At 71.1% G+C, this 13246-nt stretch carries 17 protein-coding genes; 9 read left to right on the forward strand and 8 right to left on the reverse strand.

Translation table 11 applies throughout. From position 1 onward, the window contains the following. Positions 1-10: 10 nt before the first annotated feature. Entirely contained in the window at positions 11-1381 is a 1371-nt protein-coding gene (gene gad / locus KM427_RS07695) for a glutamate decarboxylase (protein WP_215526837.1), read from the reverse strand. A 53-nt stretch (positions 1382-1434) separates the two neighbouring features. Continuing rightward, a complete protein-coding gene (locus tag KM427_RS07700; RefSeq protein ID WP_252275140.1) occupies positions 1435-1926 on the reverse strand; it encodes an Lrp/AsnC family transcriptional regulator in 492 nt (163 codons plus the stop codon). An 81-nt stretch (positions 1927-2007) separates the two neighbouring features. Between KM427_RS07700 and hppD the strand changes: the two genes are divergently transcribed. Further along, on the forward strand, positions 2008-3201 hold the full coding sequence (gene hppD / locus KM427_RS07705) for a 4-hydroxyphenylpyruvate dioxygenase (RefSeq protein WP_215526838.1): 1194 nt from the start codon (positions 2008-2010) through the stop codon (positions 3199-3201). Between the two features lie 381 nt (positions 3202-3582). Here hppD and KM427_RS07710 read toward each other — a convergent pair whose 3' ends face one another. The 4 genes from KM427_RS07710 to KM427_RS07725 form a co-directional block, all read right to left on the reverse strand. Beyond that, positions 3583-4803, reverse strand: a complete 1221-nt coding sequence (locus KM427_RS07710; RefSeq protein WP_183591029.1) for an MFS transporter — start codon at positions 4801-4803, stop codon at positions 3583-3585. Next, a complete protein-coding gene (locus tag KM427_RS07715; RefSeq protein WP_252275142.1) occupies positions 4800-5216 on the reverse strand; it encodes a MarR family winged helix-turn-helix transcriptional regulator in 417 nt (138 codons plus the stop codon). The genes KM427_RS07710 and KM427_RS07715 overlap by 4 nt, the downstream gene beginning before the upstream one ends. A 65-nt stretch (positions 5217-5281) precedes the next feature. Beyond that, the gene (locus KM427_RS07720) at positions 5282-5575 is read right to left on the reverse strand and encodes a DUF4873 domain-containing protein (RefSeq protein WP_183591028.1); all 294 of its coding nucleotides are present in this window, start codon (positions 5573-5575) and stop codon (positions 5282-5284) included. Then, positions 5572-6258, reverse strand: a complete 687-nt coding sequence (locus tag KM427_RS07725; RefSeq protein ID WP_183591027.1) for a TetR/AcrR family transcriptional regulator — start codon at positions 6256-6258, stop codon at positions 5572-5574. The genes KM427_RS07720 and KM427_RS07725 overlap by 4 nt, the downstream gene beginning before the upstream one ends. Before the next feature lie 57 nt (positions 6259-6315). Here KM427_RS07725 and KM427_RS07730 point away from each other — a divergent pair, with 57 nt between their 5' ends. Further along, positions 6316-7221 carry an AurF N-oxygenase family protein gene (locus tag KM427_RS07730; RefSeq protein WP_252275144.1) on the forward strand — a complete coding sequence of 302 codons (906 nt, stop codon included), beginning with the start codon at positions 6316-6318 and terminating at the stop codon, positions 7219-7221. Positions 7222-7234: 13 nt separating this feature from the next. Continuing rightward, positions 7235-7777 carry a DUF1697 domain-containing protein gene (locus tag KM427_RS07735; RefSeq protein WP_183591026.1) on the forward strand — a complete coding sequence of 181 codons (543 nt, stop codon included), beginning with the start codon at positions 7235-7237 and terminating at the stop codon, positions 7775-7777. 98 nt (positions 7778-7875) lie between these two features. Here KM427_RS07735 and KM427_RS07740 read toward each other — a convergent pair whose 3' ends face one another. Continuing rightward, complete coding sequence (locus KM427_RS07740; RefSeq protein WP_183591025.1) at positions 7876-8451, reverse strand: isochorismatase family protein; 576 nt, start codon at positions 8449-8451, stop codon at positions 7876-7878. Between the two features lie 18 nt (positions 8452-8469). After that, positions 8470-9708 (reverse strand): nicotinate phosphoribosyltransferase, encoded by a 1239-nt coding sequence (locus KM427_RS07745; RefSeq protein ID WP_252275375.1) that lies wholly within the window; start codon positions 9706-9708, stop codon positions 8470-8472. 108 nt (positions 9709-9816) lie between these two features. On the opposite strand from KM427_RS07745, the gene clpS reads away from it, so the two are divergent. From clpS to KM427_RS07775, 6 genes are read left to right on the forward strand one after another with little or no spacing between them, the layout of a single operon-like run. Then, a complete protein-coding gene (gene clpS, locus KM427_RS07750; RefSeq protein ID WP_252275146.1) occupies positions 9817-10119 on the forward strand; it encodes an ATP-dependent Clp protease adapter ClpS in 303 nt (100 codons plus the stop codon). Positions 10120-10128: 9 nt separating this feature from the next. Then, positions 10129-10713, forward strand: a complete 585-nt coding sequence (locus KM427_RS07755) for a DUF2017 domain-containing protein (protein ID WP_215526840.1) — start codon at positions 10129-10131, stop codon at positions 10711-10713. Next, entirely contained in the window at positions 10713-11189 is a 477-nt protein-coding gene (locus KM427_RS07760) for an NUDIX hydrolase (RefSeq protein ID WP_183591022.1), read from the forward strand. The genes KM427_RS07755 and KM427_RS07760 overlap by 1 nt, the downstream gene beginning before the upstream one ends. 10 nt (positions 11190-11199) lie before the next feature. Next, positions 11200-11631 (forward strand): M67 family metallopeptidase, encoded by a 432-nt coding sequence (locus KM427_RS07765; RefSeq protein WP_183591021.1) that lies wholly within the window; start codon positions 11200-11202, stop codon positions 11629-11631. Positions 11632-11643: 12 nt separating this feature from the next. Continuing rightward, complete coding sequence (locus tag KM427_RS07770; RefSeq protein WP_183591020.1) at positions 11644-11922, forward strand: MoaD family protein; 279 nt, start codon at positions 11644-11646, stop codon at positions 11920-11922. A 3-nt stretch (positions 11923-11925) separates the two neighbouring features. Further along, positions 11926-12891: a PLP-dependent cysteine synthase family protein gene (locus KM427_RS07775; RefSeq protein ID WP_183591019.1), complete on the forward strand. Its 966-nt coding sequence runs from the start codon at positions 11926-11928 to the stop codon at positions 12889-12891. Positions 12892-13246: the final 355 nt, after the last annotated feature.

Genomic DNA, 13246 nt, shown 5'->3' on the forward strand with positions numbered 1-13246 from the left:
TCCGACCGCGTCAGTGGCTCGGGCTCTGCAGCATCTGCTGGCGCTCGGACTCGTGGGCCCCGCCCTTGCGCTCCAGCGTGTGGCAGGCCTGCTCGATGTCGCGGGCGAGCGTGTCGACGTGCTCGCGGCTGAAGTTCTGCTTGACCAGGGCCCGCATGATGGTGATGTTGTCCGCCTTCGGCGGGAGCGTGTACGCCGGCACCATCCAGCCGCGCTCGGCGGAGAGCTGCCAGGCGACGTCGAACTCGTCGTACTTCGAGTGGTCGCGCAGTCGGAACGCGACCAGCGGCAGCTGCTCCTCGTCGCGGCCGATGAGCTCGAACCCGCCGATCTGCTCGAGTCGCTCCGCCAGCGCGTGGGCGTTGTCCTGCATCCCCCGCATGATGTAGGTGTAGCCCTCGCGTCCGAGACGGACCAGGTTGTAGTACTGCGCGAGCACCATTGCCGAGCCGGTCGAGAAGTTGAGGGTGAAGGTCGCATCGGTCTTGCCGAGGTAGTTCTCCTCGAAGACCAGATCGGGTGCGAGGTCGGCCTTCTCGCGGAAGATCAGCCAGCCGATGCCGGGGTAGACCAGGCCGAACTTGTGGCCCGAGACGTTGATCGAGCGGACCTGCTCGAGCCGGAAGTCCCAGGGGGAGTCGGGGTAGAGGAACGGCCACACGAAGCCGCCGCTCGCGCCGTCGACGTGCAGCGGTACGTCGTGGCCCTGCTCGCGCTTGAGCCGGACCAGCAGGTCGTTGATGCCGACGATGTCGTCGCGGTGACCGGTGAAGGTGGTGCCCAGGACCGCGGCCACGCCGATGGTGTTCTCGTCGATGTGCGGCGCGACGTCGTCGGGACCGATCGTGTACTTGCCCTCCTGGAGCGGCACGATGCGCGGCTCGACGTCGAAGTAGCGGCAGAACTTCTCCCACACGACGTGCACGTCGCCGCCGAAGACCAGGTTCGGGCTCTCGGTGGGCAGGCCCGCCGCCGAGCGGCGCTCGCGCCACCTCCACTTCAACGACAGTGCGCCGAGCATGATCGCCTCGGACGAGCCCTGTGTGCGCGCGCCGGTCGTCTCGCCCGGGGCGTGGAACAGGTCCGCGAGGATCCGGATGCAGCGCTGCTCGATCTCGGCGGTCCGGGGGTACTCCGCGTGGTCGATGAAGTTGCGGTGCAGGTTCTCGGCGATGATCCGCTGGGCCTCGGGCTCCATCCAGGTGGTCACGAACGTGGCGAGGTTGCGGCTCGGGTCGCCCTCGAGCGCCATGTCGAGGGCGACCAGGCGCATCGCGTCGGTCGCCGTCATGCCGGCGTCCGGGAACCGATGGGTCGGGACCTCCTGGTCCAGGAAACGGTTGCCGAAGAGCTCGCCCGGGTCGATAGGTGGCATGGCCATGACCTTCCTGCCTGACGGAACGCCACAGTGACAGTGCGGTCCCGCCCGGGTCCTCACCCGTGTTGGGTGAGTTGGGGATCGGTGACCGTCCGAGCCAGCGGCCGGACCCGGTAGGGCACCTGCGTCGCGAGCGCGATGACCGTCGAGGAGCGCACGATCGCGGAGGTCTCCAGGACCCGGTCGATGACCCGCTGCAGATCGGTGTTCGACCGGGCCACCACGCGGGCGAGCATGTCGCCGGCGCCGGTGATCGTGTGCGCCTCGAGCACCTCGGGGATCGCGGCGAGGTGGGCGCCGACGGTGTCGTGGCCGCCCCGGCTCGGCTCCTGCCGGATCTCCAGGGTGAGGAACGCCGTCACCGGGTAGCCGAGCGCCTCGGGGGAGAGTTCGGGACCCCACCCGGTGATCACCCCGCTGGTGGCGAGCTTGTCCAGGCGCGCCTGAACCGTTCCCCGGGCGACGCCGAGCCGCCGGGACGCCTCGAGCACCCCGATCCGCGGGTCGGTCGCGAACAGGTCGATCAACCTGCCGTCCAGAGCGTCCACGTCGCCTCCCGATGTTGGACAGGTTGCACAGTATTTCGACGTACTGTTGCACACAATGTCTGGCGCGACGAGGCTCCTGCCATGACGCTGACCCCGGACGAGCTGAAGGCCGACCTCACTCTCGAGCAGCTCAAGGAGCTGGTCGGGCTGGTGGAGTACGACGCCGCCCATGACCCCTTCCCGGTGACCGCCCAGGACGCCGTGTGCTTCGTGGTGGGCAACGCCACCCAGACCGCGACCTTCTACCAGCTGGCGCTCGGCATGGACCTCGAGGCCTATCGCGGCCCCGAGAACGGCTGCCGCGACTCGAAGTCCTACGTGCTCCGCTCCGGCAGCGCCCGCTTCGTCTTCACCGGCGGCGTGACCCCGGACAGCCCGGTCCTCGACCACCACCGCAAGCACGGCGACGGCGTCGTCGACCTCGCGATGGAGGTGCCGGACGTCGACAAGTGCATCGACCACGCCCGAGCGCTGGGCGCGACGATCCTGGTCGAGCCGCACGACGAGTCCGACGAGCACGGCACGGTGCGGATCGCCGCGATCGCGACGTACGGCGAGACCCGCCACACCCTCGTCGACCGCTCGAAGTACGACGGCCCGTACCTGCCTGGCTACGTCGCCGCGACCACCAAGGTCGCGCGCCGCGAGGGCCATCCGAAGCGGCTCTTCCAGGCCGTCGACCACTGCGTCGGCAACGTCGAGCTCGGTCGGATGGACGAGTGGGTCGAGTTCTACAACAAGGTGCTGGGCTTCACGAACATGGCCGAGTTCATCGGCGACGACATCGCCACCGACTACTCCGCACTGATGTCGAAGGTCGTGGCGAGCGGCAACCACCGCGTGAAGTTCCCGCTCAACGAGCCCGCGATCGCGAAGAAGAAGTCGCAGATCGACGAGTACCTCGAGTTCTACGACGGCGCCGGCTGCCAGCACATCGCGCTCGCCACCAACGACATCCTGCGCAGCGTCGACATCCTGCGCGACAACGGCATCGAGTTCCTCGACACCCCGGACTCCTACTACGACGACCCCGAGCTGCGCGCCCGGATCGGCGAGGTGCGGGTGCCGATCGACGAGCTGAAGCGGCGCAAGATTCTGGTCGACCGCGACGAGGACGGCTACCTGCTGCAGATCTTCACCAAGCCGATGGGCGACCGGCCGACGGTCTTCTACGAGTTCATCGAGCGGCACGGCTCGCTCGGCTTCGGCAAGGGCAACTTCAAGGCGCTCTTCGAGGCGATCGAACGGGAGCAGGAGCTCCGCGGGAACCTCTGAGCCTCGCGCGGCGAGCCTGCGAGCTGCGCGAGACCGCAGTGCGGCGGCCGGTGGCCGTCCGCGGCCGCGGGTCCCTCCCGGTCGGCTCACGGGGCGCGGTTGTCGACGCGGACTCCGCCCGCGCGCCGCTGACGTGTCCGCCCCCGTCCCGAGGCCCATCAGGTCGCAGGCATCGCATCAGGGGTCACACCAGCACCCCGGCTCCCGCCTGACAGCCGGAACCCGCACGACACGCCGCGTTGGCCCGGCGTGTCGCGCGGGTTTCGGCTGCCAGCAGCCGAAACCCGCACGCCGGCCCGGCGGCCCCCAAGCCTCCACCACCGTCATCCGCCCAGGCGCCGCGATCGACGAATCCAGTGAGGAGAGTCCGGGAGCTGATCCTCAGGCCAGGTCGCCGATCAGCTCCGCCTCGGCCTCGCCGGGGGAGTGTGCGGCGGGGGCGTCGTGGAGCGCCCGCCGGATCACCGGCGTGCCGGCGGCGATGATGACCACGCCGACGGCGATCGCGGCGGCGCCGAACCAGAACGGTGCGTGCACGCCCTGGTGCTCGAAGAGCTTCATGGCGACGAAGGGGCCGATGGCGCCGCCGGTGAAGCGGACGAAGGAGTACGCCGCGGACGCGACGGGACGCTCGACCGGCGCGGCGCCCATGACCGCCTCGGTCACCAGGGTGTTGTTGATGCCGAGCAGGGCACCGACCACGATGATGCCGACGGCGATCGCGGCCTCGTGCTCGGCGAAGACCGCCATCAGCGCCATCACGACCGCGAACAGCGAGAGCACCGCGGTCAGCGTCGGCAGCGTGCCGAAGATCCGCTGCAGCCACGGGGCGACCAGCACGGACGTGAACGCGAGCAGCACGCCCCAGCCGAAGAACGTCCAGCCGATCTCCATGATCCCGAAGCTCGGCAGCGCGAACGGGCCGGCGGCCATCAGCGTGAAGAAGCCGAGGTTGTAGAAGATCGCGACCAGCGCGAGCAGCAGCAGGGCGGGGTGCCGCAGGGCGCGGAACGGGTCGGCCAGCGACGTACGACGACCCTGCGGCGGCGTCGCCGGCAGCAGGAACGCGGTCGCGACCAGGGCGATGGCCATCAGCGTCGAGACGCCGTAGAACGGCGCGCGCCACGACTGCTCGCCGAGCAGGCCGCCGAGCAGCGGTCCGGACGCGATGCCGAGGCCGAGCGCCGCCTCGAAGAGGATGATCGCCTGCGCGACCGAGCCCCGGGACGACTGGACGATGGTGGCCAGGGCGGTCGCGACGAAGAGCGCGTTGCCCAGGCCCCAGCCGGCGCGGAAGCCGATCACGGCGCCGACGGAGTCCGACGAGCCGGCGAGGGCCGCGAAGACGATGATCAGCACCAGGCCGGCGAGCAGCGTGCGCTTCGCGCCGATCCGGCTGGAGACGACGCCGGTGACCAGCATCGCGACGCCCATCACGGCCATGTAGCTGCTGAACAGCAGCGAGACCTCGCTGCCGGTCGCGCCGAGGTCGGCGGCGATCTCCTTGAGGATCGGGTCCACGAGGCCGATGCCCATGAACGCGATCACGCAGGCGAAGGCGACGGCCCAGACGGCGCGGGGTTGCTTGAGGAACGAGGTCACGGACGGCCTTTCTCCAGGATCGCTCGGAGCACGGCGACGGCCGTGGCGAGATCGTCGGTGGTGAGGGTGGGGTGGCCGGCGACGATGCCGGCGACGCGCTCGCCGAACGCCTGTCGCACCCGGGCGAGCTCCGCCTCACCGGCGTCGGTGAGCGTCACGACCGAGGCGCGTGCGTCGTCGGGGTTCGGGGCCTTGGTGACCCAGCCCTGGTCGGCGAGCTGGGCGACGGCGCCCGACATGGACGGCTGCGAGGAGCGGTCCAGGTCGGCGAGCCGGGTGATGCCCAGCGGGCCGAGCTCGTCGATCAGCGACAGGATCCGGATCCCGGCCGGCATGTGCAGCTCCCGGCGTACGGCGCGGATCAGCCGCGCGGCGTGCACGACCAGGTCGCTGGCGAGCTCGGTCTCGGTCACCGTTCGACTTTACATCGGAAACCTATGTATTTGAACGTGATGCGGGTCACGGGGGTGGCCGGCCCTCAGAACGGGGGCCGGCCCAGTCCGCTCACGCGCGGCCGCCCCCACGGGTCGATGTCGCTGAGCCGGCCGTCGGCCGAGCCGTGCTCGGTCGCGAGGGTGACGGTCGCGCCGGAGCCGATCCGGTCGAGCCCGGTCGCGGCCGCGAGGCGGCCGTACCAGTGGAAGCGGCCGTCGATCGGCTCGAAGCGGCCGCGCAGGTCGGCCTCGACCTCCAGCCGGACCTCGCCGGCGATCAGCGTCGCCGGGCCGGCGTACTGCTCCCGCGGCGCGTGGCGGGTGTCGGGGTGGGTCATCGCCTCTCCTCGAGCGGGGTGATCGATCCGGGCACGGCGCCCGGGGCGTCCAGCGATCGCAGGGGTACGCCGAGCTCCTCGGCCGTCCCGGAGAACGCGTGCCAGATGAAGGACGTCAGGTGCGCGCCGACGGCGGCCCGGCTCATGGTCTGCCGCTCCAGCCACCACTCGCCGGTCGCCAGGCCCATGCCGACCAGCGACTGGGCCCAGGGCTCCGCGGCGCCGGTGTCGACCCCGAGCTCGCGCAGCGTGTCGCCGAGGATCCGGGCGAACGCCGCCGCGATCGCGGCCTTGCCGTCGGCGAGGGGGTCGGTGCCGGCGGCGCGGTGGCGCACCAGCAGCAGGAAGACGTGCGGGTGCAGCTCGATCGTCGCGAGGTAGGCCTCGACCCCCCGGCCGACCCGCTCGCGGATCGGCGCCTCGGTGAGGATCGCCGGCAGCAGTCGCCGCATCACCTCGTCGGCGCCCCAGCGCCCGACCGCGGCGTACAGGTCGTCGAGCCCGTCGAAGTAGCGGTAGAGGACCGGCTTGCTGACGCCGGCCGCCCGGGCGATCTCGGAGATGCCCGCGGACGGGCCGAGGTCGTCGATCGCGGCGACCGCGGCGAGCACGAGCTCGGTGCGGCGCTCCTCGCGGTGGGCGTCCCAGCGGGCAGAGCGGCCGTCCTTGACCTGGCGTGGCATGTGCGTCAGCCTAGCGGTAGCCGTTACTTCTGGTAACAGACAACTCGGGAGAGCCGCATGATGATGACCGACACCCGGACCGACTCGACGGCCGACGCCGTCCCCGACCGGCTGCTGAGGTCGAGCGCGAAGCAGAGTTACGACCCGGAGGTCGACCTCGACTGGGGCGCGCCGCTGGCCGACGGGCTCTGGTTCATGCAGCCCGAGCGGATGTCGCTCTACGGCACGCCGCTGTGGGACCGGATGTCCGAGGCGCAGCGGATCGAGCTGTCCCGGCACGAGGTGGCCAGCATCTCCAGCGTCGGGCTGTGGTTCGAGCTGATCCTGATGCAGATGATGGTGCGCGACCTGTACGACGCGGACCCGCGCTCCCGGCGGATGCACTACGCCCTGACCGAGGTCGGCGACGAGTGCCGGCACTCGCTGATGTTCGGCAAGGCGATCGAGCGGATCGGCGTGCCGTCCTACGGCCCGCAGCCCACCATCCATCGCCTCGGCCGGCTGATGAAGACGGTCGGCGTCGGCGTCTCGGCGTACGCCTCGATCCTGGTGGCCGAGGAGATCCTCGACCGCTGGCAGCGCGAGCTGATGAGGGACGAGCGCGTGCAGCCGCTGGTGCGGATGGTCTGCCGGATCCATGTGCTGGAGGAGGCCCGGCACATGACGTTCGCCCGCGACGAGGTGGAGCGGATGCTGCCCCGGCTCGGCCGGCTGACCCTGACGTGGCACCAGGCGGCGCTGGCGCAGACCGCGTTCCTGGTGGCCCGGGCCCTGGTCAACCCGGAGGCCTACCAGGCCGTGGGGATCGATCCCCGCGAGGGTCGGCGGGTCGCGCTCGGCAACCCGCACTACCGGGACACGCTGGCCTGGATGGGGGAGCGGGTCACGGGATACCTCGACGAGCTGGGCCTGATCCCCGCCCACCAGCGGCCGCTGTGGACGAGGTCGATGCTGCTTCGCTGAGATGATCACCCGCATGGCGGCCTCCACTCGGACCTACATCGCGTTCCTGCGGGCGATCAACCTCGGCGCGAAGCGGAAGTTCCCGAAGGCGTCGATCGCCGCCGCGGTCGAGGCCGCCGGCTGCACCGGCGTCGAGACCTACATCAACACCGGCAACGTCCGCTTCGACACCTCCCTGCGGTCGCGGGCCCGGATCGAGGCGGCGCTCGAGAGCGCCTTCGAGGCGGAGGCGGGCTTCGAGGTGCCGACGATCGTCTTCACCCAGGCCGAGCTGCGCGAGATCGCCGCCGACGCCGAGCGGTTCGCCGACGGCCACGAGGGCCGCCACTACGTCTCGCTGCTCAAGGACCCGCCGACGCAGGCGGGGGTCGAGGCCGTGGAGGCGGCCGGTACGGCGGGCGAGGTGGCCAGGGTCGGCGGGCGCGCCGTCCACCTGCTGCTCGGCCCGAACTACCACGAGGCGAGGCTGACGAACGCCGCCGTCGAGAAGCACCTCGGTGTCGCGACCAACCGCAACCTCACCGTGATCCGGACGCTCGCCGAGAGGTGGTGCTGAGCCGCCTGCGTCCGACGTACCTGACCTCAGTGTCGTGATTTCGGCCGGATACGACACTGAGGTCAGGTACGACGGGCCCTGCCGCTCGACCGAGCGCCTCAGCCGAGGCGCACCCCGGCGGACTCCATCTCGGCCACCGCCGCGGCGGTCGTGTCGGCGGCGACGCCCGCGCACAGCCCGAGCAGCAGCCGGGTGTCGAAGCCGGCGCCGAGGGCGTCGAGGGCGGTGGCGCGGACGCAGTAGTCGGTCGCGATGCCGCAGACGTCGACCGCGGTCACGTCGTGCGACCTCAGCCAGTCGGCGAGCGCGACCCCGTCGACGGTGCGCCCCTCGAAGCCCGAGTACGCCGCCGTGTGCTCGCCCTTGAGGAAGATCGCGTCGAAGGGCTGCGGATCCAGGTTGGGGTGGAACGCCTCGCCGTCGGTGCCGACCTTGCAGTGCACCGGCCACGACTCGGCGTAGTCGGGCTCGGCCGCCCAGTGCCCACCCGGGTCGACATGGTGGTCCTTGGTCGCGACCACGTGGTCGTACGCCGGGGCGTCGGGGCCCTGCGCGACCCAGGCCCGCAGCACCGCCCCGACGTCGGCGGCGACCCGGGCGCCGCCGTCCACCGGGAGCGATCCGCCCTCACAGAAGTCGTTCTGCACGTCGGTGACGATCAACGCACGCTTCATGCCAGGCCACGCTACCGCTCACTCCTGGATCGTCGGGATGACCGGCTCTCCTCGCGACATCTGCTGGACGGCCACCGGCAGCTCGGCCCGCGCCGACAGGTGCCGTTCGCGGGCGGCCGGCAACGGCTCCCGGCCCACGACCTCGCCCGCCCGCACCAGCGGCACCAGCAGCGGTCGGTCGTCGCCGTCGCCGACCGGGCGGTGGCCGACGCCGACCACCTCGGCCTCCGCGACGCCGGTGACCGAGCGCCGGCGCAGCGCGTACTTGCGGCCGCCGACCGACGGCTTGTCGACGCTGCGCTTGGCCACCGACTCCAGCTCGCCGGCGTCCGACTCGCGTGCCACGAGCTTGTACACGAAGCCGCAGGTCGGGTGCCCGCTGCCGGTCACCAGCTCGGTGCCCACGCCGTAGCCGTCGACGGGTGCGGCCGCGAGCGCCGCGATCGCGTGCTCGTCGAGGTCGCTGGTCACGATGATCCGGGTGCCGGTCGCGCCCAGGGAGTCCAGCTGGGTGCGCACCTCCGCGGCCTGGACGGCGAGGTCGCCCGAGTCCAGCCGGACGGCGCCCAGGCCCGGGCCGGTGACCTCGACCGCCAGCCGGACCGCCTCGGTGACGTCGTAGGTGTCGACGAGCAGGGTCGTCCCCTCGCCCAGGGCGGTGACCTGCGCCCGGAACGCGTCGGCCTCGGTGTCGTGCAGCAGCGTGAAGCTGTGCGCGCTGGTGCCGGTCGACGGCACGCCGTAGCGGTGCCGCGCCGCGAGGTTGGAGGTGGCCGCGAAGCCCGCGACGTACGCCGCCCGCGCCGCCGCCACGGCCGCCTCCTCGTGGGTACGGCGCGAGCCCATCTCGATGCAGGGTCGGTCGCCGGCGGCGAGGGTCATCCGCGACGCCGCCGAGGCGATCGCCGAGTCGTGGTTGTAGATGGAGAGCAGCAGGGTCTCGAGCAGCACCGCCTCGGCGAACGACGACTCCACGATCAGCAGTGGCGAGTAGGGGAAGTACGCCTCGCCCTCGGCGTAGCCCCACACGTCGCCCGAGAAGCGGTACGACGCCAGCCACTCCAGCGTCGACGCGTCGACGACGTCCCGGAGCGCGGCCAGCGTCGGCTCGTCGAACCGGAACGCCTCGAGGGCGTCCAGGGCCCGGCCGACGCCGGCCACGACGCCGTACCTGCGGCCCTCGGGCAGCCGGCGCGGGAACAGCTCGAAGACCGAGCGGCGGTGCGCGGCGCCCGACCGGAGGGCGGCCTGGAGCATGGTCAGCTCGTAGTGGTCGGTAAGCAGCGCGGTCGATCGGGAGCCGGAGTCAGCCACGGGGATCAGTGTGCCAACTCGGCCGTCTCGGCGCTGTGTCAACATGGGGCTGTGACCGCGCCTGTCGAGGTCGATCCGACCATCACACCCGACGAACTCGTCGACGACGTCCTCCAGACGGCGAAGCCCTGGGTGACGATCGTCTGGAACGACCCGGTCAACCTGATGTCGTACGTCAGCTACGTCTTCCAGAAGTACTTCGGCTACTCCAAGAAGGTCGCCGAGAAGCTGATGATGGAGGTGCACGAGGAGGGCAAGTCCGTGGTCAGCCACGGCACCCGCGAGGAGATGGAGCGCGACGTGCAGGCGATGCACGAGTACGGCCTCTGGGCGACCATGGACAGACAGGACTGAGGGCTGGGGTTGAGTGCATTCCAGCGACACCGACGCAGCAAGCTGATCATCGCCAACTTCACCGGCTTCGAGGCCGACCTGCTGCGCTCGCTCGCCGGCCAGCTGGTCGAGCTGCTGCGCAACGAGGCCGCGGAGCCCCGCGACGACGTCGATCCCTTCGAGGCGATGATGGACTTCTCGGGGCCGACCCAGGAGCCGGAGGACCCGGTGCTGGCGCGGCTGTTCCCGACCGCCTACCCCCACGACGAGGAGGCGGCCGCGGAGTTCCGCCGGTTCACCGAGGGCACGCTGCGCGACGGCAAGGCCGCCGCCGCGATCGCGATCATCGACGGGCTCGAGGAGGCCGGGCTCCCCAAGGAGCTCACCGAGGAGGGCCTGATGATCGACGTCGAGCTCGACCAGCCGACCGCCGAGACCTGGATGCGGTCGTTCACCGACCTGCGGCTCGCCCTCGCGACCCGGCTCGGCGTCGAGGAGGGCGACGAGGCCTACTGGCACTCGCTGTCCGACGAGGACCCGCGCGCCCAGGCCCACGACATCTACGAGTGGGTCGGCTACCTCCAGGAGACCCTGGTCGGAGCGCTGACCAGCTGATGCCGATCCCTCCGTTCGTGGCCGAGCTGCGCGCCATGGTCGGCACCCACGAGCTGTGGCTGCCCGGTGTCACCGCCGTCATCCGCCGCGACGACGAGCTCCTGCTCACCAGACGCGCCGACAACGGCGCGTGGTCCCCGGTCACCGGCATCGTGGACCCGGGCGAGGAGCCCGCCGTCGCCGCGGCCCGCGAGGCGCTGGAGGAGGCGGGTGTCGAGGTGAGCGTCGACCGGCTCGTCTCGGTCGGCGTGATCCCCGACGTCGTCTACGAGAACGGCGACCGGGCCGCCTACCTGGACCTGACCTTCGCCTGCACCTGGGTCACCGGCGAGGCCCGGGTCGCCGACGACGAGAACGTCGACGTGCGGTGGTGGCGGCTCGCGAGCCTGCCGCCGATGAGCGAGTCCATCGAGCGGCGGATCGGCGACGTCCTTGCAGGTGAGACCGCGGCCAGGTACCTGCGTCCGCCCTCGTAGGGTTGGGCCCGTGTTGACCATCGACCGCGCGACGTACGACGCCATCATCGCGCACGCCAAGCGCGACCACCCCGACGAGGCGTGCGGGGTCGTCGCGGGCCCGGAGGGGTCCGACCGTCCGGAGCGGCTGATCGAGATGGTCAACGCGGCGGGGTCGCCGACGTTCTACGAGTTCGACTCCACCGAGCTGCTGGAGCTCTACAAGGAGATGTGGGACCGCGACGAGGAGCCCGTCGTGATCTACCACTCGCACACGGCCACCGAGGCCTACCCCAGCCGCACCGACATCGGCCTGGCCAGCGAGCCGGGTGCGCACTACGTGCTGGTGAGCACGCGCGACCACGGGAATAACGACGGCCCCGTGGAGTTCAGGTCTTACAGGATCGTCGACGGCGAGGTGACCGAGGAAGAGGTCACCGTGGTCGACGAGCTACGCAACTGAGGAGTCACAAGCATGGCCATCGAGGTCCGAATCCCGACCATCCTGCGCACCTACACCGGCGGCGAGAAGGCGGTCACCGCTGACGGTGCCAGCCTGAGCGCGCTGATCGACGACCTCGATGCCAACCACCCCGGCATCAAGGAGCGGCTGATCGAGGGCGCCGACCTGCGGCGCTTCGTCAACGTCTACGTCAACGACGAGGACGTCCGGTTCATCGGCGGCCTCGAGGCCGAGCTCAGCGACGGTGACCAGGTCGTCGTCCTGCCCGCGGTCGCGGGCGGCGCTCGCTAGGTCATGCCGCGCTACGACAACCTCCTCGCCTCCGTCGGCGGCACGCCGCTGGTGGGGCTGCCGAGGCTGTCTGCCCAGTTCGACCACGGCGGCGCCGGCGTGCGGCTCTGGGCGAAGCTCGAGGACCGCAACCCGACCGGCTCGATCAAGGACCGCCCGGCCCTGAAGATGATCGAGGAGGCCGAGAAGGACGGCACGCTGCGTCCCGGCTGCACGATCCTCGAGCCGACGTCCGGCAACACCGGCATCTCGCTCGCGATGGCCGCCAAGCTCAAGGGCTACCGGATCGTCTGCGTGATGCCGGAGAACACCTCCGAGGAGCGACGCCAGCTGCTCCGCATGTGGGGCGCCGAGATCGTGTCGTCCCCGGCGGCCGGCGGGTCCAACGAGGCGGTCCGGGTCGCGAAGCAGGTCGCCGCCGAGCACCCCGACTGGGTGATGCTCTACCAGTACGGCAACATCGCCAACGCCCTCGCCCACGAGCAAGGCACCGGCCCCGAGCTGCTCGCCGACCTCCCGTCGATCACCCACTTCGTGGCCGGCCTCGGCACCACCGGCACCCTGATGGGCGTCAGCCGGTTCTTCCGGTCGGCGAAGCCGGAGGTGCGGATCGTCGCCGCCGAGCCGAGGTACGGCGAGCTCGTCTACGGCCTGCGCAACCTCGACGAGGGCTTCGTGCCCGAGCTGTACGACGCCTCGCTCATCGACGCGCGCTTCTCGGTCGGCCCGCGCGACGCCGTACGCCGGGTGCGTGAGCTGCTCGAGCTCGAGGGCATCTTCGCCGGCATCTCCACCGGCGCCATCCTGCACGCCGCGCTCGGCCAGGCCGCCAAGGCCGCCAAGGCCGGCGAGAGCGCCGACATCGCCTTCGTGGTCGCCGACGGCGGCTGGAAGTACCTCTCCACGGGCGCCTACGAGGGCACCATCGACGAGGCGGAGGACCGCCTCGAGGGCCAGCTCTGGGCCTGAGCGCCTCGGTGGTTGAGGTGCGAAGGCGCGCTAGCGCCTGAGCCTCGAAACCTGGTGAGCCGAGAGGCATGCTCGCTCCCGAGGCGGTCTTTCGGGTCGCCGGGTTTCGAGGCTCGGCGCTGGCGCGCCTCACACCTCAACCATCGCCACGGTGGCTTCGAGGCTCGCTCCGCTCGCACCTCAACCATCACCACGGTGGTTGAGGTGCGAAGGCGCGCTAGCGCCTGAGCCTCGAAACCTGGTGAGTCGAGAGGCGTGTTTGCTCCCGGGGCCGTCTTTCGGGTTGCTGGGTTTCGAGGCTCGGCGCTGGCGCGCCTCGCACCTCAACCGGCGATGTCGTCGGGGTTTCGAGGCT

Source organism: Nocardioides sp. LMS-CY (genome assembly GCF_018732145.1).
GTDB classification, from domain to species: domain Bacteria; phylum Actinomycetota; class Actinomycetes; order Propionibacteriales; family Nocardioidaceae; genus Nocardioides; species Nocardioides soli.

What these genes read in the sequence shown, in the direction of transcription:
- KM427_RS07760 (WP_183591022.1), top strand. Translation starts at nt 10,713, where the DNA reads ATGCCGATCCCTCCGTTCGTGGCCGAGCTGCGCGCCATGGTCGGCACC.
- KM427_RS07720 (WP_183591028.1), bottom strand. Translation starts at nt 5,575, where the DNA reads ATGACCCACCCCGACACCCGCCACGCGCCGCGGGAGCAGTACGCCGGC.
- KM427_RS07775 (WP_183591019.1), top strand. Translation starts at nt 11,926, where the DNA reads ATGCCGCGCTACGACAACCTCCTCGCCTCCGTCGGCGGCACGCCGCTG.
- gad (WP_215526837.1), bottom strand. Translation starts at nt 1,381, where the DNA reads ATGGCCATGCCACCTATCGACCCGGGCGAGCTCTTCGGCAACCGTTTC.
- KM427_RS07735 (WP_183591026.1), top strand. Translation starts at nt 7,235, where the DNA reads ATGGCGGCCTCCACTCGGACCTACATCGCGTTCCTGCGGGCGATCAAC.
- KM427_RS07745 (WP_252275375.1), bottom strand. Translation starts at nt 9,708, where the DNA reads ATGCTCCAGGCCGCCCTCCGGTCGGGCGCCGCGCACCGCCGCTCGGTC.
- KM427_RS07740 (WP_183591025.1), bottom strand. Translation starts at nt 8,451, where the DNA reads ATGAAGCGTGCGTTGATCGTCACCGACGTGCAGAACGACTTCTGTGAG.
- KM427_RS07770 (WP_183591020.1), top strand. Translation starts at nt 11,644, where the DNA reads ATGGCCATCGAGGTCCGAATCCCGACCATCCTGCGCACCTACACCGGC.
- hppD (WP_215526838.1), top strand. Translation starts at nt 2,008, where the DNA reads ATGACGCTGACCCCGGACGAGCTGAAGGCCGACCTCACTCTCGAGCAG.
- KM427_RS07725 (WP_183591027.1), bottom strand. Translation starts at nt 6,258, where the DNA reads ATGCCACGCCAGGTCAAGGACGGCCGCTCTGCCCGCTGGGACGCCCAC.
- KM427_RS07730 (WP_252275144.1), top strand. Translation starts at nt 6,316, where the DNA reads ATGATGATGACCGACACCCGGACCGACTCGACGGCCGACGCCGTCCCC.